Raw genomic sequence first — 21,004 nt, 5'->3', positions numbered from 1 at the left:
GCGTCGAAGCACCTTGATCCGGAAGGCGAGGATCGCCACGGGATGAGAGCGCTACCGCGTGCGCTTCACCGTCAGCACGGCGGTGCCGCGGTTGTTGCGGTAGAGCAAATCGTAAAGACCGGGGATGCCGATCACGGCGTCGTTGACGAAGACGAACAGTTCTTCCTTGCCGTTCGGCGCAATCGTCGGCGTGATGTTGAACTGGATAATGTCGTCATAGGGATCTGGCTCGTAGGAGTCTTCTTCGCCGCCGACGTTACCAAAACGCAAAACGATGCGGAACCAGTCCTTGGATAATTCCCGCCGCATCGGCAGCAATAGCCAGAGATAGACGCGCTCGTACCATTGCGGCCGCTCTTTGCTGGAAAAGCCCCCGACCGGCGTGCCGATGCGGGCAAGGCCATTGAACCATTGCTTGTCTTGGCCGTTTTTGCCGCCGGCTTGAATGGTCACATAATAGCGGCCGCGATGCTGCAGCCAGGATGCCGGTCGCCTTGCACAAATCCGACGTCTCGAATTCGACGCGCGCGGTCTGGTTGACGGCGAGCACCGCGGGTTTCGGATCGGAATCGCGATGCACGCAGGTATATCCGGCCATGTCCCAGCCGTCGTAAGCAAGGTGGCTGACAAGCGCAAATCCGAGATAGACGAACACCGCCGCGAAGAAGCCCGGAGCGATCCTTTGCTTCAAAGTGTCCTGGATGCGGATGTAAAGCGGGCTGCTGCGCAGATCATAGATCCAGTTGTCAGGGAGCGCTGACGGCGCTCCCGGCGACTTCCGCCAGATCGAGGCCATCAGGTTCGACGTGCGGCCTGCGATCTTCGAGGACAGAACCAGCAGGCCTGTGACCAGGACAGCGATGAAGGCGAACCAGGCCGGCGCGCGCGCGTAACCGTCGATCCAGGTCGTCGCAAAGTCCGGCAGGAATCCGCCGACAAAGCGTACGAGGTGGGACACCCAGCGGATCGGACTGGTATATTCATCATAGCGTTGCGCGCTGCTGATGAGCGGAAAGACGAGCAGCCACAGCGTCGCGCCGACGGTGGCGAAATAGGTGATGCGGCGCAGCCAGACCCAGTTCCAGACATGCTCCTGCGCCAACGCGCGCTGCGCCGCGGCGGCGCTCGTCTCAAAGGGTTGCGTGGCGGGCGCGATGCTGAACTTGTCGGGCGCGACGATCTCGCCGTCCTCCTTGACGACGTCGTAATATGGCGGCAGGCCGACCGGCGCGTAGCCATGCGCGTTGTTCTCGATGCGCCGGAAGACGCTTTCGTGAATCTTGGCGCTGACGACGTCGACCTCGTCTTCTTCCAGCTTCTTCGGATAGAAGGCCGGCACCAGCTTGCGCGGCCCGTAGCGATAGTATCCGCCAAGGCCCTTGCGCGGATCGTACAGCCGTCCATCCTTGTCGCGCTTCGAGATCGCGTTCTTGAATGTATCGGGATCGGCAATCATGTGGTCGGGGCTCGGCGGCTGGCCCGCATAATCCGACTTGAATCTGAGCCCGCAGCGCCTCGCCTCGGTGATCATCCAGACGAAGGGGATGTGGGCCAGCGCATCGTCGGGATAGCCGCCGCCGACATTGGTATGCACGCCGGCGAACCAGACCTGGCTGATACGTTCGTCCTTGATGAAGCGCTTTGCTGTGGGATCCACCACCGCCGCGCCGCCATTGGTGCCGGCGGTCTCGTCCCAGAGCTGCGGGTGGAAGGTGGTGCGTTCCTCGTCGAGCGCCAGCGCTTGGCAAGCGCGCGCGACGCTCGCGGACAGATGCTTGCCCGGCAGCTCGAGCCGCCAGAGATATTTATGAATGCCGCGGGTCATTTCGTCGACCGGCATGCCGTAGGCGGCAACCGTGTCCCAGACGCCGATGAACCTGACCTTGACGTTCCTGCGAACCTCCTTGGGCGGGTAGTGCGGACCGAACTTGTTGCGGAACCACTGGTAGGGTGCTTCCAGCCTCAGGTCATGATAGCGATCCCGGCGATAGGCGCGGTAGGCCGCACTCGCGAGACTATGCAGTTCGGCTTCGTTATCGGCTTTGACCAGCCCTTGGCTGTCGATCAACCCCATCACGATCCGGATCGTAAAGGCACCGCGGCTGAAGCCGAAGCCGAACAATTCGTCGTCCGTGTCGCGATAATTCCGGCAGGCAAACTTGTAGAGCGCGATGACGTTGCGGCGCAGGCCGAGACCGAATGCGCCGCCAAGGATCGCCATCGGCTTGAACGACGAGGTGCCGACGCCGTCGTCATAGAACGCGACCTGGTCGTTGCCGGAAAGATCCAGCGCCTCGAAGGTGCGCCAGACATTGGTGCGCCAGACTTTTGCGGCGGAGTTACCGGTGCCGTCGGACAGCAGAATGATTTTTCGGCTCATGGGACATGCCTCGCCCGCGGCATGAAATGAACATGCAACCTAGGGTAACTACAGGTTGACACGTTCTCTTCGAATAGAGAAGCGTTCCGCGGGCAGGGCGCCGCCTGTCAATACGGCGGCTCGTCATAGACGGGCTTGCCGTCGATCAGCAGGCGCTTGATCGCGGCCTGGCCGGAAGGCGTCACGGCCGCGACCACCTCCAGCCGCGCCTTTTCGGTCGTCTCGATTTTCTTGCCCTCGCCCTGCGGCACGAAATAGCTTTCGATCCCGTATTTCACGAGGGCGGCACGGATTCCGGGTTTGCAAACTCTCAGCCCGCTCTCGTTGGGTGGGCAAACCGATCCCGCGTCCACCTTGCCCAGAATGACGATATCGGCGCCGGACACTGCCGGCCGCTCGGATGCGATCGCGACCGCCCTCGCCTTGCCGGTCTCGTCGGGCCGCAGGGTCACGAATACTTTTTGTCCCCGTTTGAACTCACTCGTTGCGTCCTTCGGCAAGTCAATTGACGAGATTCGATAATCGAGAATGACATAGTCGCCGCGAAACAGGTCGCGCGGGTCGACGGGCACGATCTCGAGCCGGACTTCCTGGCCGTTTCGCAATATTTCCGCGCGTTGATAGACCATCGCGAGGATCAGTCCGCAGAGCATCAGCACGGCGAGGATGTAGCGCGGGAGCAACGGCACGCGCCCGATCAGGCTGTCGACGGTGCTCATCAGGCCGCACTCCCAGAGGATTGTTCATTGGCACGGTTTGACCAGCTTGCGAGTTTGCGCGCCCCCAAGGCGAGACCCAGCAGCACGACACCGGCGGCAAGGAAGAACAGGGACTGGTCGAGCAATGTGCCGACCGTGCGCCAGAGCAGGATCAATATCGAAAAGCCGAACACCGCGTAACCGACCATGAAAAATGTCCGCAAGCCGACCAGCAGGCCGCCTGCGATCAAGGCCACCGCGCTGACGAGCACGGCGATGGGGATCAGCACGCGGCTCGGAATTGCGGGGCCGCCCGCCAGCATCAGCGGAATCGTCAAGCCAATGGCGCAGGCCGTGATGATCACAAGCCGCCCCTTGTCCCTGCCCCGCGCCAATCCCGCGAGGGCCGCGATCGCGAGCGCCGCGGCGACATAGGCAAGGCCGAGATGCGCATCGATGGCGTGCTCGAAGCGGACATATTTTTCCAGAACGAGTTCGATTTCAAAGCAGAGCAGCACGCCGAAGGCCCAGCCGCCCCATGGCAAGAGCGCCCGGAACTCGGCGGGCCAGTCGCGGTCCAGCGCCAGCAGCCCGATCGCTATATAGGCTATCGAGAACGCAATGCCGCCATGGATCAGCCGATCCGCCGGCGACCAGATCAGTGAGGCCAGCCAGACGCTCAGCGCCAGAACGGCCGCGTGCGCCACCAGGCGATTTTCGCGGCCCAGCGCCAAAGCAAATGCCGGAACGAACAGCAGGAAAAACGGCCAATGGATTTCGTGCCATTGCGCGTCGTCGGACCGCCCGAGCGTCCAAGCCGCCATCGCCGCAAAGGCAATCACGAGCGGGCCGCTCTTGCCGGTCAGCGCGGCCGCGATGAGCGCGCCGATCGCCACCAGCATCGCGCCCGCCGGCCAGTCGCCGGGCAGATGATACATCTGGCCGACCAGCGCCACGCCGGCGCCAAAGCACAGCGTGGCGAACGTCACGGCGGCATCGGCGCCCCAGGGGATCGCGCGCCGGCCGAGTAGCAGGGCAACGGGAAAACAGGCCGCAATCAGCGTGAGAATGCCGACCAGCCTGACCAGGCGTGGAATCTCCTGCCAGTTCGCGGCAACAAAGGCGCTGACGCTGGCCGCCAGCATCAGGGCGCCAAGCATCGCGAAGATGGCGGGCAGGCGCGAGGTCGCCTCTTCGCCAAATCGCGCCTTGCGGATGGAATGGGCTGCGTCGCCCGAGATCACGCCCTCTGCGACCCATTTGACCAGGTCCGCCTCAAGGCGCTGCCGATATCCTCGTTCAAACAATTGCCAGCCTCGCGTGTGTCACGATCCTTGCGGCGCGGCACAAGACGACGCTGCAATCCTTGGTATCAGAAGATGGCATGCAGGTTCGGTGGAAGAAGCAGGCCGCGGCGGCAGGTCGCCCGCCGCCACAAACGACAAAGCCGCCTGACGGCGGCTTGTCATTCAATCATCGGTTTGGCATGCGAGAAATCTTGGAGCGGGCGAAGGGGCTCGAACCCTCGACCCCGACCTTGGCAAGGTCGTGCTCTACCACTGAGCTACACCCGCATCCGAGATGTCGGCGATCGCTCGCCGGCAACGGCAGAGCTATGCCAAATGCAGGCCGTGAATGCAACAGTGCGAACGCGGCCGAAACCACCGAGATAGCCCGATTTTCTTAATTTATTGGCGTGAATCGGTCCGAAACGGCGCCCAAACCGCGGTAATCGGTTCCCCTGTCTCCTCAGCGCGAATTCCTGGGTCAAATTGCCGGGAATCCCGCCGATTCGGACTTCCGCCCGGATGCCCCCGATCCGCCCTCCCGGTCAATTCGTCGCGCCGGCTGGACACGTGATGGGGAGGCCGCCCATCGTTCGGAGCAGCACGCTGCGGGCCGGGCCGATTGAATTTTGTGACCCAAGCCGCCATCTAGCGGATGAGAACTTCGCGCCCTTCCGTGCTAGAAGGGCGCCAATCTCTGGGACAGCTTTCGAGACCAATTTTCAAGACATCAGGCGAGGATACATCGTGACGATAATTGAGCAGGGCGGCGGCCCCGCGCCGCAGGCCGTACCCGATCTGATCAAGGATACCACCACCCAGACCTTCGTGAAGGACGTCATCGAGGAATCGAAGCGCCAGCCGGTGCTGATCGACTTCTGGGCGGAGTGGTGCGGTCCGTGCCGTCAGTTGACGCCGATCATCGAGAAGGCCGTCCGCGCCGCCAAGGGCAAGGTCAAGCTGGTCAAGATGAACATCGACCAGCATCCGCAGATCCCCGGCCAGATGGGAATCCAGTCGATCCCGGCCGTGATCGCCTTCGTCAACGGCCAGCCCGCCGATGGCTTCATGGGCGCGGTGCCGGAGAGCCAGGTCACCGCCTTCATCGACAAGCTCACCAAGGGCATGGCCGCACCGGGCGAACCGAACATTGCCGAAATTCTCGCCGAGGCCGAAGCCGTGCTGGCGGAAGGCGACGCTCCTGCCGCGGCGCAGATCTATGCCGAGGTGCTGTCGATCGATTCCACCAATATCGCCGCGTTGGCGGGTCTTGCGAAATGCTACGTGACGACTGGTGCCATCGAGCAGGCCAAGCAGACCATCGCGATGGTCCCGGAATCCAAACGCAATGACGCCGCCGTCAAGGCCGTGCAGGTCTCGATCGATCTCGCCGAACAGGCGCAATCGGTCGGTCCGGTCACCGAGTTGGAACAGAAAGTCGCCGCAAACCCGCTCGATCATCAGGCCCGATTCGATCTGGCGACCGCGCTCAACGCCCAAGGCAACCGTGCCGAAGCGACCAACCAGCTGCTCGAAATCGTCAAGCGGGACCGCAAGTGGAACGAGGATGGCGCGCGCAAGCAGCTGGTGCAGTTCTTCGAAGCGTGGGGCGGGGCCGATGAAGCGACCGTGGACGGACGCAGGCGGCTGTCGACGATCCTGTTCTCGTGAGTTGCGTATTCCGCAACCGTGGACGCCGGTTTTGGATTAAGAATACGCACAAGACATAGACATCTCATGCAGTAGAGCCGGGGCCGCAGATGCCGATCAATGCCGAATACCGCGGACCCGGCGAGCTTCCCGAAATCATTCCGGTGTTTCCGCTACCGGGTGCACTGCTGCTGCCGCGCGGCCAGATGCCGCTCAACATCTTCGAGCCGCGCTATCTGGCGATGGTCGACGACGCGCTGCGCGACGGTCACCGCCTGATCGGGATGATCCAGCCGGATATTTCCCACAGCAAGGACGAAGCGCGGCCGATGCTGTTCAAGGTCGGCTGCGTCGGCCGCATCACCCAGCTCGCCGAATCCGGCGACGGTCGCTACATCCTCGAACTCACCGGCATCTCGCGCTTTCGGGTGGTCGAAGAGCTGACGGTGCTGACCGCGTACCGGCAATGCAAGGTGGATTTCTTCCCCTTTGTTGACGACTTCACCGCGCGCAAGGGCGAAGAAGCCGTCGACCGCGAGGCGCTGCTCGAGGTGCTGACCGATTTTCTCAACGCCAACAATTTGAAGGTGGATTGGGAAGGCATCGAGAGCGCGCCCAACGAGGCGCTGGTCAATGCGCTGGCGATGATGTCGCCCTATGGGCCCGCCGAAAAGCAGGCGATGCTGGAAGCGCCCGATTTGAAGACGCGCGCGGAAATCCTGATCGCGGTGACCGAGATGGACCTCGCCAAGAAGCGCACCAGCGGCGGCGATACCGGACTGCAGTAGACCGCGCCGGCTACGCCGCGTTCGCGGCTGCCTTGGCCCGCGAGCGCACCATTTTCGCGACTTCGGCGCTCGTTACCGGCGGACTGAAATAATAGCCTTGCGATTCGAGGCAGGCCTCTCCGCTGAGGATGTCCCATTGTTCCTTGGTTTCCACGCCTTCTGCCGTCGTGGTCTTGCCGAGGCTTACGGCAAATCGAACCACTGCGCGCGCGATGACGCGGGATTCTTTCTTCGGACTCGTCAGCTCGCTGACGAAGCTGCGGTCGATCTTGATCTTGTCGAATGGAAACTTTTGCAGGAAGCTCAGGGATGAATAACCGGTGCCGAAATCATCCAGGGCAATTCGAACGCCCAGTTCGTGCAGCTGACCGAGCGCAGCGAACACGGCTTCGCTGTCGTGCATGATGGCCGTTTCGGTAACCTCGAGTTCGAGCCTTTGCGGCGCAATTCCCGAACCAGCCAGGGCGCTGATAATGACCCGAACCAGGTCCTTGCTTCTGAACTGAGCCGGAGACAGATTTATCGCGATCTTGAGATGGGCAGGCCATTTTGCCGCCTCCGCGCACGCCGTCCGCAATACCCACTCTCCGATCGGCACGATCAAGCCGGTTTCTTCCGCGAGCGGGATAAAATCGCCCGGCATGACCCAACCGCGCTCGGGATGATGCCAACGCAGCAGCGCCTCAAAGCCGCTGATCTTGCCGTTCTTGAAGTTGACGATCGGCTGGTAGCGGAGTTCGAACTCATTATTGAAAATCGCGCTCCGCATATCCCGTTCGAGGTTGCGGCGGGCATGCATCAGTTCGTCGAGTTCGGGCTCGAAGAAGCGGAAGGAACCACGCCCGCCATTCTTGGCGGAGTACAGAGCGAGGTCCGCTTTCTTGAGAATCTCATCGGAATCGGTTCCGTCGCGTGGCGCGACGGCAATGCCGATGCTGGTTCCGACGGTGACCCGGTGATCGCCAAGATCGAAAGGCTCGCAAAGCGCAGCCTTGATGCGTTCGGCGAGCGCCACGGCTTCCACCAGCGGATTTTCCACGCACTCAATGACGGCGAACTCGTCGCCGCCCAGCCGCGCGACCATCGCCGTTTCCCTGACGCACCCCAGCAGCCGCGCCGCAACGGCTTGCAACAGGGCGTCTCCCGTGGGGTGCCCCAGCGTGTCGTTGACCTCCTTGAAGCGGTCAAGATCAAGCATGAGCACCGCGAGATCGGCGCCTCCCCTGCGCGTGATGGAAAGGGCGAGCTCCAGGCGCTTCCTCAGCAGGACGCGGTTTGGCAGATCGGTCAGCGCGTCATGATGGGCCATATGCGTGATCTTGGCCTCGGACCTGCGCTGCTCGGTGACGTCCTGGTGCGTCGCCACCCAGCCGCCACCGGGCATCGGTTGCCTCGTAACGCAGATCAATCGACCATCGGCGAGCTCGTCGACTCGGCTTGCCGGGACGTTGCTTGGCAGCGCATTCAGGGCCGACATCACCTTTGCGGCGCCGTCATTGGTGCCGGTCTTGAGGATGCCGTTGCTGATGCGATGCTCGATGATTTCGCGGTGTGATGTTCCCGCCCGCAACAGTTCCGGCGGCAGCTGATACATCTTCGCGTATCGATCGTTGCAGACGACAAGCCGCTTCTCCGCATCGAACATGCAGAGACCCTCGCCCATGTTATTGATCGCCGAATCCAGCCTGAGCTTCTGCTCCTGCAATTCTCTTTGGGAGCCTTCGACCTGCTGTCGCGCGTGCGAGAGCTGATCGATGATTTCCTCGAATTTGCGCGTCCGGTTGGCGAGGCGGCGATCCGCCAGCACGCCGACCAGGCTCATCCCGAGCACCGACAGCGCCACGCCCGCAATCGCGACGGCGAGAAAGGCGGGAGAAAGTGACATCTCGTCAGGTGCCCGCGTCGGATCGGGGACAATTTCTACCGCGCCCATCGCCGTGAAATGATGCGAGACAATTGCGAGCGTCAGGAAAACCGCCGCGACAAATGTTCCCCACAAATCCTTGTAGCGGACCGCGAACGCGAGCGCCGCATAACCGAACGCCATGCCTATAAGGATGGAGGCGAACACGAGATCGAGCGACCAGGTGACCCGGCCCGGGACTTCGAGCGCCCACATGCCGAGATAGTGCATGCTGGCAATGCCCGCGCCGATGATTCCACCGCCGATGGGCGCACGCCACCGGCCGGGCGCATTGGCGGAGAAGCCGAACCCGCCGGACGTCAGTATCATTGCCACGGCGAGCGACAGTGCCGTCAAGGCCACGCCGTATCCGGTCGTAACACCGGGCTCGTAAGCGAGCATCGCGATGAAGTGCGTCGCCCAGATCCCGTACCCGATCGCGGCGCCCGCAATTGCAATCCAGATCAGCCGCGTCCTGGATTGCGACGAGATCGCGCGATGAAAGATATGGATGGCGACGACGCTTGCGACAAAGCAAACGAGGCCGGCGAGGAGAACAAATCGCCAGTCGTGTTCGACCGTAAGGCAGCTAAGAACGCGGAACATGTCATTCGGCCATGGTTGTACCTCACCATGGTTACCCGCGCTGGCTATTCGACTCCTTAATTTTCTTGCAGGTTCCGAGGGCGTAGTTATCCGCACGTAAAGAGCGAATGTATAATGGTTGAATACATCAGGGATTCTACGGAAAACCTCGATCTATCTGCCCGTTAGTGTGCATTTGATTGATTGAATCGCTCGATCCGGAACCGCGTGCGGGGCTACTTTCGCGCTGAGCGAAAGCGGGACTGGCGAGGAAGCGCAGCCGTAGTAGTACGGAACTTTCCGTGGTGATACGGGGCTGCGGCAGCGTTGGCGTTAATGCGTTCGCTGCGATCATATCGGAGAGAAAAACGGTTCGTATTCACGGGGTGCTCCAACTCGGCACCAATCCCCACTTCGCCTCGATAATGCCGAGGCGCGTGCCCGGCGCGACGTATCGCATATCGGCACCAAGGGCGAGCTGGAAGCCACCGCCCAGCGCAATGCCGTGAACGGCGGCGATCACGGGGTCGGGTAGCTCGCGCCATAGCCAGACGATGTGCTGCACAAAATTGGCGACACCGTGCGTGCGCCGGTCGAGCCCGGCGAACGGCAGGAGAGCACCGCCGTTTGCCACCGCGGCAGTTCTTTCGACGTCGGGCGATGCCTAATATCCCGCGACCGCCAGTGCGACGACGGCGGTCAGCGCCTTCCATCCAAAACCGCGTCCGCGCGACCACCACGCATTCGCCGCGGCGGCAAAGGCGTAGATCGCGATCACGGTAATGACGATCCAGTGCCGCGCGCTCTCGGAGCCGAAGGAAGGCGCTGCAATCAGCAGCACGGCGCCGCCGATCCACGCCACGGTGCCGGCCTGCCACACCAGCCGGATCAGGGTCCGCAGGCTTTCGGGCTGGATGGTCGCTTTGGCGAACACCTTGGTTTCGCCGAGCACGCCGTGAATCAGGGACACCGCAATTCCGGCGACGCCGGCGCATTGCAGAATGATATCGCGCATCGGATGATGCCTCCATACAGTTGTGTATGGTTATGCGCCGGGGGCTTGGCGGCTGTCAATACAGTGGTGTATGGTGAGATGTCGCAGGACGGGAACATGGGCGATCACCTCTCGGGGCAGGATTGGGTCGACCAGGGTCTGAAGACGCTGGCGAAAAGCGGCTTCACGGCGCTGAAGGCGGAACCGCTGGCCAAGGCGATGGGGGTGTCGCGCGGCAGTTTCTACTGGCATTTCGCGGATATTTCCGCGTTCCATGCCGCGATCCTCAAGCAATGGCGCGAAATCGCCGCCGAACAGATCATCGCCGGGGTCGAGGCCGCATCAAAGGAAGAGAATCCGCTCGAGGTGCTGCTGCGCCGGGTGTTCGGCGCAAGACTGGCGCTGGAAAACGCGGTCCGCACCTGGGCCAGCGTCGATCCCGCGGCGCGGGCGGCGGTGCAGGCGATCGACCGCCGCAGGCTCGGCTATGTCGAGAGCCTGTTGACGCAGTCCGGCCTATCCGCGGAGGTGGCCCGCGCCCGCGCGCAAATCCTCTATTGGGCGTTTCTCGGGTTTGCCCTGTCGGACCAGCCGCTGCCGAAAGCGCAGCAACAGGCCATGCTCGACGAAATGCTGCGGATAGCCACCTCGCGATGACAAGTTTGGTGTGCTAAGGGACCGGCCAAGCTGGAGATCACAAATGAATTCGACCGAACGCCTCGACAGCACCGTCGATCCGAAATTGCTGGAAATCCTGGTGTGCCCGATCACCAAGGGCCCGCTGGAGTTCGACGCCGCCCGCCAGGAGCTGATCTCGCGTTCCGCCAAACTCGCCTACCCGATCCGCGACGGCATCCCGATCATGCTGCCGGAAGAGGCGAGGAAGATCGATTGAAGCGGGCGAATAGTGAGTGGCGAATGGCGAATAGGAAAACCATTCGCCATTCGCGTCCTTACAACGCCTCGCCCTTCAGCAGCCGCGGCACTTCGCCTGATAAGCCCGCGGCCTGGCGGATGAACAGGCTTTTCAGCGGCGGCGCGCGGTCGACCAGGCCCAATCCGATGTCGCGCACGGTGCGCAGCAGCGTCGATTCGTTCGAGAACAGCAAGTTCAGCGAGTTGGTCGCAACGCCCATTGCCATGGTGTCGAACCGGCGCCAGCGCTGGTAGCGTTCGAGCACGTCGGCCTGGCCGAGATCCATGCCGAGCCGCGCCGCATCGACCACAACTTCGGCCAAGGCAGCGACATCCTTCAGCCCCATATTGAGGCCCTGCCCTGCGATGGGGTGGATCACATGCGCGGCGTCGCCGATCAGCGCCAGACGTTCGGCGATGAAGGAGCGCGCGACGAAATAGCCGAGCGGAAACGCGCGCGGCTTGTCGAGCGCCTTGACCTCGCCGAGATGCAGGCCGAAGCGCTGCTCGAGCTCGCCGTGAAATTCGTCCTCGCCGAGCGCGGTGATGCGGGCGGCCTCGGTGCGGTTCTCGGTCCACACCAGCGACGAGCGCTTTCCGGTCAGGGGCAGGATCGCGAACGGTCCTGCCGGCAAAAAATGTTCTTCGGCGCGGCCACCATGATCGCGCTCATGGCCGACGGTGAAGACGATGCCGGATTGATCATAGTCCCAGCCATGGGTGGCGATCCCGGCGCGTTCGCGCAGCTTTGAGCGCGCGCCGTCGGCGGCGACCAAAAGGCTGGCTTCGATGATCGTGCCGTCCGCCAGCGTCACGTCGACGCCGTCGGTGCGTGAATCGAACGAGGCCACGGCGGTGGCACGCAGCTCGATGCCCTCGGCCTCGGTCCGCGCCACCAGCGCATCGATCAGATAGCGGTTCTCGACCATATGCGCGAAGGGCTCGCCGGGCTCGACATTGCCCGCGAAGGTGAGGAACACCGGACGGGTGGCGTCTTCCAGCCTGGAATCGGTGACGACCATGTCTGTTATCGGCTGCGCGGTGGGCGCGATCTGGCCCCACACGCCGAGTGCCTCGAACAGCCGCCGGCAGGCGGCGACGATCGCGGTGGCGCGCGGATCGCGGCTCGGCTTTGAGGCCAGCGCCGGATCGGCCACGATGACCGGAATATCGCGGCCCAGGCCCTGACGCAGCGCCAGCGCCAGCGCCAGCCCCGCAAAGGCGCCGCCGCAGATGACAATACTTCGCTGTGCCGGCATGCAATCCTTACTCGCGGGTCATGGTCTGTACTTGCTACATGACTATAGCTGGGTGAAACAGAGGCCTGAAACAAGGCCAAACCGTCATTCCGGGGCACGCGCCTTCGCGTGAACCTCAGATGTGCTATCGCACATCGGGGAATCTCGAGATTCCGGGTTCGATACTGCGTATCGCCCCGGAATGACCCAAGCAACCGAAAGTGCCGCCATGTCCGCAAGCGTGACCGACCTGATTTCGATCCTCGACATCGAACCGATCGAGGTGAATTTGTTTCGCGGCAACAGCCCGAAAACCGCGTGGCAGCGGGTGTTCGGCGGCCAGGTGATCGGACAGGCGATGGTGGCGGCGTGCCGCACCGTCGAAGGCCGGCTGCCGCATTCGCTGCACTGCTATTTCATCCTGCCGGGCGACCCGCAGGTCCCGATCATCTACCAGGTCGAACGCTTGCGCGACGGCAAGAGCTATTCGACCCGCCGCGTCACCGCCATTCAACATGGCAACGCGATCTTCTCGATCATGGTCTCGTTCCATGCCGAGGAGGAAGGCGCCTTCAACCACCAGGACAAGATGCCGGACGTGCCGCCGCCGGAAAAGCTCTCCGCCGAAGAAGTGGCGAAACAGCCGGTGTTCAAGGAGATGCCGGAGTTCATCCAGCGCTATTACGAGATGGACCGGCCGATCGAGTTGCGACCGGTCGAACTCGGCCGCTATTTCGGCGAGAAGATCGACGACGGCCGCATCAATGTCTGGATCCGCACCGCGGCAAAATTCCCGGACGATCCGGCGCTGCATATGTGCGCGCTGGCCTATGCGTCGGATTTCTCGCTGCTCGATGCCGTGATGGCGCGCTACGGCCGCACGCTGTTCGACAGCAACGTGATGCCGGCCAGCCTCGATCACGCGATGTGGTTTCACCGGCCGTTCCGCGCCGACGAATGGCTGCTTTATTCGCAGGATTCACCGAGCGCACAGGGCGGCCGCGGCTTGGCCCGCGGCCTGATCTTCAAGCCCGACGGCACGCTGGTGGCGTCGGTGGCCCAGGAAGGCTCGATTCGCCAGCGCCGGACATAGCGTTTTCAAGCGATTGCGCCTTACCCGTTCGGCTGCGCGCCTCGCTCGGCCAACACCGTCTGCGACGCCAGCCACTGCCACATCCATCGATACACCCATGGAATCGGGATGATGAAGATCGACGCAACCGCCGCCACGATCGCACGCCACAGGAACTCCAGTCCGGTGCCGATGAACAGCACTTCGCGCTGCGTACCCTGAATGTTGCGGCAGAACCACCGCATCATCGCGGTATACACCCACGCCCAGCCGATGATCGTAAAGATCGCGAGCACCCCGAGGATCGAGTATCCCAGAAAGGCCAAGACCGAGCCGGTGAAGCTGAGCCCGAGCGGCTGTCCGTTGGACGCGAGGTTCGCGACGAACCATTTGGCGAACAGCCAGTAGAGCACGATCTGGAGAAGGTTTATCAGATTGCTGAGAATGTCGCTGCCGAGGAAGGCGACGGCAATAACGATCGCGATAAATCCGAAATACCAGGGAACGATGGTCATCGCATTGCCGGTGAAGCTGAGGTTCGGACGGCCCGGCACCTTTACGCACGGCACGATCCAGTTGAGATACCAGACCAGGACCCACGGCGCCGGAATCACCAGCACCATTCCGATAATCATCACGAGGCTGCGCCAGACAAACTCCAGGATGCCGAAATCGATCGACAGCGGGCCACCCCCGTAACCGCCTCCGCCCGCATAACCGCCAGCGCCGCTGCTCATCGGCGGCGGGCCGCCCGGTTGCGCAACCGACGGCGGGGCGCCACCCGCCGGCATCAGGCCGGGAATTTCGCCCGCGCGCTGCCAGCCGGACATTCCCTCGGACCAGACCAGCGTGTCGGCCCTGACTGTCCCCCTCGTGATGAGATCGCGCAGCTGGGCTTCAGGAAAGGGCCCCTGTTGCTGGCCATTCGCTGCATAAAACCACGATCGGTTCGACATTTTTAATCCCTTTGGTCGTGGAAACGGCGGAAGCCGGCGGGGCGGCTGGCGAAAAACCCATTCTGTCGGAGGATCATATTCCCTGTACAGTGACCGAGGTCACCGCTTGCAAATGTTTTCCCCTTAAACCTGCAAGTTTTTTGTGCCATTTGCATAGAAAGATGCCAGATTTGGATTTTGGCAGCGCGCCGCCGGGCGGCCTGCCTGCCGAACACGCCCGAAAGAACGTCAAAAAGACCGCCTGGAAAGACCGTCCAAAAGACCATCCGAGAACTTCCAAGAGAAACTTCCAAGAGAAACGTCCAAGAGTGCATCCCAAGAGACATGAAGGCCTGACCATGAAACTCGTCGTCGCGATCATCAAACCATTCAAACTTGACGAGGTGCGTCAGGCGCTGACGGCCATCGGCGTGCACGGCATGACCGTCACCGAGGTCAAGGGGTACGGCCGCCAGAAGGGCCACACCGAAATCTATCGCGGCGCCGAATATGTCGTGAACTTCCTGCCCAAGCTGCGCATCGAAATCGCGGTCGCCTCCGACGTCGCGGACAAGGCGGTCGAGGTCATCACCGCACATGCGCGCACCGGCCAGATCGGCGACGGCAAGATCTTCGTGACGCCGATCGATCACGCACTTCGCATTCGCACCGGGGAAACCGACAGCGACGCGCTCTAAAGTTTTCAGTTCAGTTCAACGCGCGCGGGCAACGACGCCTGACGCGCGAACAAAAAACGACAACAGAACGACAACAGGCCGGGGAAATTCCATGGGGGCACTCTCGATTCGTGCAGCGAAGATCGCTGCGCTCAGCATTCTTGCGATGAACGTCTGGCCGGCGACACCGGCCTTTGCGCAGACATCGACCATCAACGCGGCCGACACCGCGTGGATGATCGTCGCCACCGCGCTCGTCCTGATGATGACGATACCGGGCCTGGCGCTGTTCTATTCCGGCATGGTGCGCAAGAAGAACGTGCTGGCGACAATGGCGCAGAGCCTCGCTGCGGTCGCGATCATCTCCATTCTATGGGTGTGTTTCGGCTATTCGCTGGCGTTCGTCGGCGAAGGTCCCTGGATCGGCACGCTCGACCGCTGGTTCCTCATCGGCGTCACCATGGACAGCGTCCACCCGGCGGCGACGACGATTCCGGAAATACTGTTCGTGCTGTACCAGATGACGTTTGCGATCATCACGGTGGCGCTGGTGGCGGGCGCGGTGGCCGACCGGATGCGGTTCTCGGCCTATCTGCTGTTCTCGATCGGCTGGTTCATGTTCGTCTATGTGCCGCTGGCGCATTGGGTGTGGGGCGGCGGCTTCCTCGCCACCATGGGCGTGCTGGATTTTGCCGGCGGCCTCGTCGTGCATCTGTCCGCCGGCATCGGCGGTCTGGTTGCCGCCAAGGTGATGGGTCAGCGTCACGGCTATGGCAGCGACAATCTTTCCCCGTTCGACCTGTCGCTCGCCGTCATCGGCACCGGCTTGCTGTGGGTCGGCTGGTTCGGATTCAACGGCGGCTCGGCGCTGGCGGCGAATTCACGCGCCGTGATGGCCATCACCGCAACGCATCTGGCGGCCTGCGCCGGCGCGCTGACCTGGGGCGCGATCGAATGGGCGACGCGGCGCAAACCCTCCGTGCTCGGCATGATCTCCGGCGCGATCGCCGGCCTCGGCACGATCACGCCGGCCTCCGGTTACGTCGCACCGTGGCATGGAATCATCATCGGCATTGTGGCGGGTCTGGTTTGCTTCTGGGCCTGCACCTGGCTCAAGCACCGTTTCAAGTATGACGATTCGCTCGACGTGTTCGGCGTCCACGGCATTGGCGGCATGACCGGCACCCTGCTCGCCGGCGTGTTTGCAACGTCAGCCATCGGCGGCAGCGCCGGCCTGATCGAGAACAACCCGCAGCAGGTGCTGATCCAGCTCTACGGCATCGGCGTCACCCTGGTGTGGTCGGGCGGCGTCACCTATGTGCTGCTCAAACTGGTGAGCGCGTTCGTGCCGCTGCGGGTGTCACTGCAGCAGGAGCTGGAAGGCCTGGATATTTCGCAGCACGGCGAGGCGCTTCAGTAGAACTACCCATCTAGAATAGCGGCTTCCTGCCCTCGCACTGGGCAGGATTATGTCCGGAGTCTGGCGTGCCCGCGCCTTGACCAGTCATGCCTATTTTTTAAGCGCGACGGAATAGCGCAGTTTGGTTCCCCTCCCCGAAAGGCCGAAAAGGCCCGGATTCATAAACTGTTAGGGAAATCCGCCGTTCTGGCACGGCATTTGATTCTAAGGGTCCTGGCTGTGCCCGCGAAGTGAACTTCTCCGCGTGGTGAACCTCAGTCGAGAACGCCCGGTCCGTCTGAACCGGGCCAAGCGGGGATAGGACCCATGAAAATTGTTATGGCGATCATCAAGCCATTCAAACTCGAAGAAGTCCGGGACGCCCTGACCGCCATTGGCGTTCACGGTCTCACGGTGACGGAAGTCAAAGGCTATGGTCGGCAGAAAGGCCACACGGAAATCTATCGCGGCGCTGAATACGCGGTGAGCTTCCTGCCCAAGATCAAGATCGAGGTCGCGGTGGCCTCGGATCAGGTCGACAAGACCATCGACGCCATCACCTCGGCAGCAAAAACCGGACAAATCGGCGACGGCAAGATCTTCGTCATCAACCTCGACCATGCGGTTCGCATCCGCACCGGTGAGGCGGATGCCGCGGCACTCTGATCTCGCGCTCAACCCAGACACTCAGGAGTACAACAAATGACGTTCAAACGTCCCTATAGCGCGGGACTGACGGCCCTCGCCGTCGGCATGTTCGCCGCAACCTCCGCTTACGCGGAAGCCACTGTCAACAAGGGCGACAACGCCTGGATGCTCACGTCGACGGTGCTGGTGCTGTTGATGACGATCCCCGGCCTTGCACTGTTCTATGGTGGTCTGGTCCGCTCCAAGAACATGCTCTCGGTCCTGATGCAGGTTTTCTACACCGTCTGCATCGTCGTCCTGATCTGGGCGGTCTACGGCTACAGCCTCGCCTTCACCGGCGGATCGGACTTCATCGGCGGCTTCTCCAAGGCGTTCCTGAAGATCGCGCCGGAAGGCAAGACGATTCTCGACGCTCAGGCGGCGACCTTCTCCGCCGACGTCAACATCACCGAGCTGATCTATATCTGCTTCCAGATGACCTTCGCGTGCATCACCCCCGCACTCATCGTCGGCGCCTTCGCCGAACGCATGAAGTTCTCGGCTGTCGCGCTGTTCGTACCGCTCTGGGTAACCCTGATCTATCTGCCGATCGCGCACATGGTTTGGTACTGGGCTGGACCGGACGCGATTACTGCCGCGCTCAAGACCTTCGAAGCCGCGACGGACAAAGCGGCTGCGCAGGCCGCCTTCGATGCGGCGAAGACCGCCTTCGGGGATGACCAGGGCTGGATCTTCAAGAAGGGCGCGATCGACTTCGCGGGCGGCACCGTGGTGCACATCAACGCCGGCATCGCCGGTCTCGTCGGTGCGCTCCTGATCGGCAAGCGCGTCGGTTACGGCAAGGAGCTGATGGCCCCGCACTCGCTGACCATGACCATGATCGGCGCTTCGCTGCTCTGGGTCGGCTGGTTCGGCTTCAACGCCGGATCGAACCTCGAAGCCTCCGGCGGCGCCGCGCTCGCCATGACCAACTCCTTCGTTGCAACGGCAGCGGCGGCGATGGCCTGGATGTTCGCGGAATGGATCGTCAAGGGTCATCCTTCCGTGCTCGGCGCGTTGTCGGGTGCGGTGGCGGGCCTGGTGGCGGTTACGCCCGCGGCCGGTTACGCTGGTCCAATGGGCGCGATCGTGCTCGGTCTCGTGGTCGGAATCGTCTGCCTGTTCTTCTGCACCGTGGTGAAGAATGCGCTCGGCTATGACGACTCGCTCGACGTGTTCGGCGTCCACTGCGTCGGCGGCATCGTCGGCGCGCTCGGCACCGGCATCCTGGTGAACCCGGCACTCGGCGGTACCGGTGTCATGGACTACACCATCGGCAAGATCGCGGAATACGACTTCGCAGCCCAGATGGTCTCGCAGCTCTGGGGCGTCTGCACCACGTTGGTGTGGTCGGGCATCGGTTCTGCCATCCTGTTCAAGGTCGTCGATGTCATCGTCGGCCTGCGCGTCAACGTCGAGACCGAACGTGAAGGCCTCGATGTCACCGAGCACACCGAACGCGCCTACAACATGTGAGTTCTCCCGGGGTGCGATCCCCAAGGGGTCGCACCCACAACTCCGGTTCGGGCACATACCCGGCAATGCCCTGACCGTTGAGGGGCTCCAGCGCAAGTTGGAGCCCCTTTCTTTTTTTTGGAGTTTGGAAATTGAATCGAACTTGAGTAGACGCTTGAGTGGCAACATGGCATCGGAAGCCTTCACCGAGGACTGTCGATGACGCTCCCCCCGCTTCACGTCGTATTCACGCCCTCCGGCGCCGGCAGTCTGAGGCAAGCTCTTGCGAATGCCGGCCGCGACGATCAGGTCATTCCTCTTTCGACCACCTTGGCTTCGGACCCATCAACCCTCCCGATCTGCCGCTCCGATCGAAATGGGTGGAGAACGAACTTGGCTGGACGGGATGGAATGACATCACTCCCGAAACAGAAGCGTTCTGGCGCGAGGCGCTTTCCCCTGGCCGTCGAAAGGTCGCGTGGACGTCGCGGCGATCGACCGTGGAGTATGCGGGCTTTCTCGAATGGCTGTGGCGAATGGAAGACGCGCCATGCGACGTGGTCGATCTGAGTGAGGTCAAGGTGCCTCGCAACTCCGGGCAAGACCCGACACCGCCGTCGACCTTGGCCATTAGTCTTGGCATTATTCCGACAGACATAATTGGCCAAGACAAGCTATGGAGCTTGGCCGAGCCGCTGCAGGCCGCCGCGCGGTTGCGATATCGCGATCTGTGGCAGCAGCTTCGTTCCGAGAACGCGCCGCTGCGCGTCATCGAAGGCACGGAACTCGTGTCGGCGCCCATTTCGTATTTCGATACGCGGTTGATGTCTTGCGCAACGAACGACTGGCAGAAGGTGGCAAGGATCGTCGGGGAGATTTTGGCTGCAGAAATGGATGATGAAGTCCTTCAGGTCGGCGATCTTGTGCTGGCGGCACGCATCGACGCCTTGGTCGAGAGCGGCTGTCTGGAAATTCAGGGCAAATCTGCGCTCGACATGCGCGACAGTCAGGTGAGGCTACCGGGGGCGAAATAGAACACCTTTTGCGGGATTGCGTGTCATCACCCAAATCTCGCACTGAGTTTCGGAAACAGGTCGTAAACCTTGTCCTCCTGCCACTCGGTTCCGGATGGCTGAGCTGGCGCACTCCGCGCCGGTAGGTTGCCGCCAACCGCTTCAACGCCATCGGTGACGGCGTATTGATAGCCTTCGTAGAACCAGTCCAATTCATCAAAGCCGTCGTCCGCCAGGGAGTCCGGATCCGACAGCGCGCGCTTGAACGCCTGGCGTCCCCGGGAAATCAACGCGGCGCGAAAATCGGAGAAGGTGTCGTCGCTGCAGCCACCATTGATGACGTAAGCCGCGCCCCACAGCGGCCAGTCATAAGCCTGATCCATCTTTTCATTGAACAACCGCGCAAACTCGAGCGCCTCGTCCTTCGGCAGCGCCGCGAATTGCTGGCGCAGCGCGTCGCATTTCTGATCCATATCGCCACCCGAACTATCGTGCGCGCGCTGCACGATTTTCCAGAATCCGTCCTCGTCCATTACGTGCTCCTGCCAGCAAACTCGCCTTCGTCGTCCTGCACAAGCTAATCCGGGAATGGCTGAAATCACGATGGAACAGAAACCAGAGCTAAAAAAGCATTGCCAAATCCTGCTCACGGCGCAGAATTGACTGCAACGATAACCGGGAGGATGTCATGAAACTCGAAGGCGGATGCTATTGCGGCAAGGTGCGCTATCAGGCCGAGGGCGACCCGATGATGAAAGCGCAGTGCCATTGCCGCGAATGCCAGTATATCACTGGCGGCTCGACCAACATGTTCCTGGTGATGCCGATCGCCGGCTTCAAATACACCAAGGAGACTCCCAAGCAGTTCAAGCGCACCGACCTGGAACGCGCGGTGACGCGGGAGTTCTGCGCCGAATGCGGCACCCACGTCGTGACGCGGCCACCGGGACTGCCAGGTGTCGTGGTGAAAGTCGGCACGCTCGACGACCCCTCCCTGTTCGACGGCCCGCAGATCGCGATCTACACCGTCGACAAGCAGCCCTACCACCACGTCCCCGAGGGCATGCCGAGTTTCGAGCGGCTGCCGCAAAGGTAGGTGTCGTTCGTCATTGCGAGCGAAGCAAAGCAATCCATAGCGCGGCATAGCGGCTCTAGATTGCTTCGTCGCTTTCGCTCCTCGCAATGACGCTTAGCTGCGACAAAACAACCCGACGGGCAAATCAATTCCGAGTTTCAGAAATCGTGTCAAGTAGAAAATTTCCGTAAATCAAAAATATTTCTGTAGTCGGCCGACCCAAATCAGTGCGCATCTATCGCCATCCCGCCCTG

At 62.1% G+C, this 21,004-nt stretch carries 20 protein-coding genes, 1 tRNA gene and 1 pseudogene; 11 read left to right on the top strand and 11 right to left on the bottom strand.

Annotated features, from left to right (window positions below):
• Window positions 1-51: 51 nt before the first annotated feature.
• From JQ558_RS37330 to JQ558_RS20875, 5 genes are all read right to left on the bottom strand, one after another.
• Window positions 52-270, bottom strand: a complete 219-nt coding sequence (locus tag JQ558_RS37330) for a hypothetical protein (RefSeq protein WP_249142561.1) — start codon at window positions 268-270, stop codon at window positions 52-54.
• Window positions 257-2,380, bottom strand: a complete 2,124-nt coding sequence (locus JQ558_RS20890) for a DUF2235 domain-containing protein (protein ID WP_249142560.1) — start codon at window positions 2,378-2,380, stop codon at window positions 257-259. Before JQ558_RS20890 ends, JQ558_RS37330 begins: the two co-directional genes overlap by 14 nt.
• A gap of 107 nt (window positions 2,381-2,487) precedes the next feature.
• On the bottom strand, window positions 2,488-3,099 hold the full coding sequence (locus JQ558_RS20885) for a GDYXXLXY domain-containing protein (protein WP_212294779.1): 612 nt from the start codon (window positions 3,097-3,099) through the stop codon (window positions 2,488-2,490).
• Window positions 3,099-4,385: a DUF2157 domain-containing protein gene (locus JQ558_RS20880; RefSeq protein ID WP_212294778.1), complete on the bottom strand. Its 1,287-nt coding sequence runs from the start codon at window positions 4,383-4,385 to the stop codon at window positions 3,099-3,101. The genes JQ558_RS20885 and JQ558_RS20880 overlap by 1 nt, the downstream gene beginning before the upstream one ends.
• 192 nt (window positions 4,386-4,577) lie before the next feature.
• Window positions 4,578-4,652, bottom strand: a tRNA-Gly gene (locus tag JQ558_RS20875).
• Between the two features lie 459 nt (window positions 4,653-5,111).
• Between JQ558_RS20875 and trxA the strand changes: the two genes are divergently transcribed.
• Window positions 5,112-6,035, top strand: coding sequence for a thioredoxin (gene trxA / locus JQ558_RS20870; RefSeq protein ID WP_212294776.1), 924 nt, complete (start codon window positions 5,112-5,114; stop codon window positions 6,033-6,035).
• Window positions 6,036-6,124: 89 nt separating this feature from the next.
• Window positions 6,125-6,802, top strand: a complete 678-nt coding sequence (locus tag JQ558_RS20865) for an LON peptidase substrate-binding domain-containing protein (RefSeq protein WP_212210268.1) — start codon at window positions 6,125-6,127, stop codon at window positions 6,800-6,802.
• Window positions 6,803-6,812: 10 nt separating this feature from the next.
• Here the strand turns inward: JQ558_RS20865 and JQ558_RS20860 are convergent, their stop codons facing one another.
• The 3 genes and pseudogenes from JQ558_RS20860 to JQ558_RS20850 form a co-directional block, all read right to left on the bottom strand.
• Complete coding sequence (locus JQ558_RS20860) at window positions 6,813-9,311, bottom strand: EAL domain-containing protein (RefSeq protein WP_212294774.1); 2,499 nt, start codon at window positions 9,309-9,311, stop codon at window positions 6,813-6,815.
• Between the two features lie 376 nt (window positions 9,312-9,687).
• A pseudogene (locus JQ558_RS37900) lies at window positions 9,688-9,954 on the bottom strand (enoyl-CoA hydratase-related protein); the annotation flags it as partial.
• Complete coding sequence (locus JQ558_RS20850; protein WP_212210265.1) at window positions 9,955-10,305, bottom strand: hypothetical protein; 351 nt, start codon at window positions 10,303-10,305, stop codon at window positions 9,955-9,957.
• A gap of 96 nt (window positions 10,306-10,401) precedes the next feature.
• On the opposite strand from JQ558_RS20850, the gene JQ558_RS20845 reads away from it, so the two are divergent.
• Together JQ558_RS20845 and JQ558_RS20840 are read left to right on the top strand one after the other, a co-directional pair.
• Entirely contained in the window at window positions 10,402-10,941 is a 540-nt protein-coding gene (locus JQ558_RS20845) for a TetR/AcrR family transcriptional regulator (protein ID WP_212294770.1), read from the top strand.
• Window positions 10,942-10,984: 43 nt separating this feature from the next.
• Window positions 10,985-11,179 carry a Trm112 family protein gene (locus tag JQ558_RS20840; protein WP_212273444.1) on the top strand — a complete coding sequence of 65 codons (195 nt, stop codon included), beginning with the start codon at window positions 10,985-10,987 and terminating at the stop codon, window positions 11,177-11,179.
• A 58-nt stretch (window positions 11,180-11,237) separates the two neighbouring features.
• On the opposite strand, the gene JQ558_RS20835 is transcribed toward JQ558_RS20840, so the two are convergent.
• Complete coding sequence (locus JQ558_RS20835; RefSeq protein WP_212294768.1) at window positions 11,238-12,458, bottom strand: ubiquinone biosynthesis hydroxylase; 1,221 nt, start codon at window positions 12,456-12,458, stop codon at window positions 11,238-11,240.
• Window positions 12,459-12,666: 208 nt separating this feature from the next.
• Between JQ558_RS20835 and tesB the strand changes: the two genes are divergently transcribed.
• Window positions 12,667-13,530, top strand: a complete 864-nt coding sequence (gene tesB, locus JQ558_RS20830) for an acyl-CoA thioesterase II (protein WP_212273442.1) — start codon at window positions 12,667-12,669, stop codon at window positions 13,528-13,530.
• Between the two features lie 20 nt (window positions 13,531-13,550).
• On the opposite strand, the gene JQ558_RS20825 is transcribed toward tesB, so the two are convergent.
• Window positions 13,551-14,465, bottom strand: coding sequence for a DUF4339 domain-containing protein (locus JQ558_RS20825; protein WP_212294766.1), 915 nt, complete (start codon window positions 14,463-14,465; stop codon window positions 13,551-13,553).
• Window positions 14,466-14,803: 338 nt separating this feature from the next.
• Between JQ558_RS20825 and JQ558_RS20820 the strand changes: the two genes are divergently transcribed.
• The 5 genes from JQ558_RS20820 to JQ558_RS20800 all read left to right on the top strand — a co-directional run bounded on the left by JQ558_RS20820 (window position 14,804) and on the right by JQ558_RS20800 (window position 19,696).
• Complete coding sequence (locus tag JQ558_RS20820; protein WP_192740630.1) at window positions 14,804-15,142, top strand: P-II family nitrogen regulator; 339 nt, start codon at window positions 14,804-14,806, stop codon at window positions 15,140-15,142.
• 145 nt (window positions 15,143-15,287) lie between these two features.
• On the top strand, window positions 15,288-16,541 hold the full coding sequence (locus tag JQ558_RS20815; protein ID WP_249142568.1) for an ammonium transporter: 1,254 nt from the start codon (window positions 15,288-15,290) through the stop codon (window positions 16,539-16,541).
• 306 nt (window positions 16,542-16,847) lie between these two features.
• A complete protein-coding gene (locus tag JQ558_RS20810; RefSeq protein ID WP_008142813.1) occupies window positions 16,848-17,186 on the top strand; it encodes a P-II family nitrogen regulator in 339 nt (112 codons plus the stop codon).
• Window positions 17,187-17,222: 36 nt separating this feature from the next.
• Window positions 17,223-18,683: an ammonium transporter gene (locus JQ558_RS20805; RefSeq protein ID WP_212294764.1), complete on the top strand. Its 1,461-nt coding sequence runs from the start codon at window positions 17,223-17,225 to the stop codon at window positions 18,681-18,683.
• Window positions 18,684-19,042: 359 nt separating this feature from the next.
• A complete protein-coding gene (locus JQ558_RS20800; RefSeq protein WP_212294762.1) occupies window positions 19,043-19,696 on the top strand; it encodes a DUF3658 domain-containing protein in 654 nt (217 codons plus the stop codon).
• A gap of 26 nt (window positions 19,697-19,722) precedes the next feature.
• On the opposite strand, the gene JQ558_RS20795 is transcribed toward JQ558_RS20800, so the two are convergent.
• Window positions 19,723-20,208 carry a DUF4240 domain-containing protein gene (locus JQ558_RS20795; protein ID WP_212294760.1) on the bottom strand — a complete coding sequence of 162 codons (486 nt, stop codon included), beginning with the start codon at window positions 20,206-20,208 and terminating at the stop codon, window positions 19,723-19,725.
• Between the two features lie 155 nt (window positions 20,209-20,363).
• Here JQ558_RS20795 and JQ558_RS20790 point away from each other — a divergent pair, with 155 nt between their 5' ends.
• Window positions 20,364-20,771, top strand: a complete 408-nt coding sequence (locus tag JQ558_RS20790) for a GFA family protein (protein ID WP_192740635.1) — start codon at window positions 20,364-20,366, stop codon at window positions 20,769-20,771.
• The last annotated feature ends 233 nt before the right edge of the window (window positions 20,772-21,004 follow it).

The sequence above is a fragment of the Bradyrhizobium sp. AUGA SZCCT0160 genome (assembly GCF_018130105.1).
GTDB lineage: Bacteria > Pseudomonadota > Alphaproteobacteria > Rhizobiales > Xanthobacteraceae > Bradyrhizobium.
Note: the sequence above shows the minus strand (reverse complement) of the source record. Positions and strands in the feature narration are given on the sequence as shown.

Bases quoted from the DNA above. Each gene is read 5' to 3' on its own strand.
- JQ558_RS20820 (WP_192740630.1), top strand. From the start codon at position 14,804: ATGAAACTCGTCGTCGCGATCATCAAACCATTCAAACTTGACGAGGTG.
- JQ558_RS20805 (WP_212294764.1), top strand. From the start codon at position 17,223: ATGACGTTCAAACGTCCCTATAGCGCGGGACTGACGGCCCTCGCCGTC.
- JQ558_RS20825 (WP_212294766.1), bottom strand. From the start codon at position 14,465: ATGTCGAACCGATCGTGGTTTTATGCAGCGAATGGCCAGCAACAGGGG.
- JQ558_RS20885 (WP_212294779.1), bottom strand. From the start codon at position 3,099: ATGAGCACCGTCGACAGCCTGATCGGGCGCGTGCCGTTGCTCCCGCGC.
- JQ558_RS20815 (WP_249142568.1), top strand. From the start codon at position 15,288: ATGAACGTCTGGCCGGCGACACCGGCCTTTGCGCAGACATCGACCATC.
- JQ558_RS20795 (WP_212294760.1), bottom strand. From the start codon at position 20,208: ATGGACGAGGACGGATTCTGGAAAATCGTGCAGCGCGCGCACGATAGT.
- JQ558_RS20810 (WP_008142813.1), top strand. From the start codon at position 16,848: ATGAAAATTGTTATGGCGATCATCAAGCCATTCAAACTCGAAGAAGTC.
- JQ558_RS20790 (WP_192740635.1), top strand. From the start codon at position 20,364: ATGAAACTCGAAGGCGGATGCTATTGCGGCAAGGTGCGCTATCAGGCC.
- JQ558_RS20850 (WP_212210265.1), bottom strand. From the start codon at position 10,305: ATGCGCGATATCATTCTGCAATGCGCCGGCGTCGCCGGAATTGCGGTG.
- JQ558_RS20835 (WP_212294768.1), bottom strand. From the start codon at position 12,458: ATGCCGGCACAGCGAAGTATTGTCATCTGCGGCGGCGCCTTTGCGGGG.
- tesB (WP_212273442.1), top strand. From the start codon at position 12,667: ATGTCCGCAAGCGTGACCGACCTGATTTCGATCCTCGACATCGAACCG.
- JQ558_RS20845 (WP_212294770.1), top strand. From the start codon at position 10,402: ATGGGCGATCACCTCTCGGGGCAGGATTGGGTCGACCAGGGTCTGAAG.
- JQ558_RS20860 (WP_212294774.1), bottom strand. From the start codon at position 9,311: ATGTTCCGCGTTCTTAGCTGCCTTACGGTCGAACACGACTGGCGATTT.
- JQ558_RS20865 (WP_212210268.1), top strand. From the start codon at position 6,125: ATGCCGATCAATGCCGAATACCGCGGACCCGGCGAGCTTCCCGAAATC.
- JQ558_RS20840 (WP_212273444.1), top strand. From the start codon at position 10,985: ATGAATTCGACCGAACGCCTCGACAGCACCGTCGATCCGAAATTGCTG.
- JQ558_RS20890 (WP_249142560.1), bottom strand. From the start codon at position 2,380: ATGAGCCGAAAAATCATTCTGCTGTCCGACGGCACCGGTAACTCCGCC.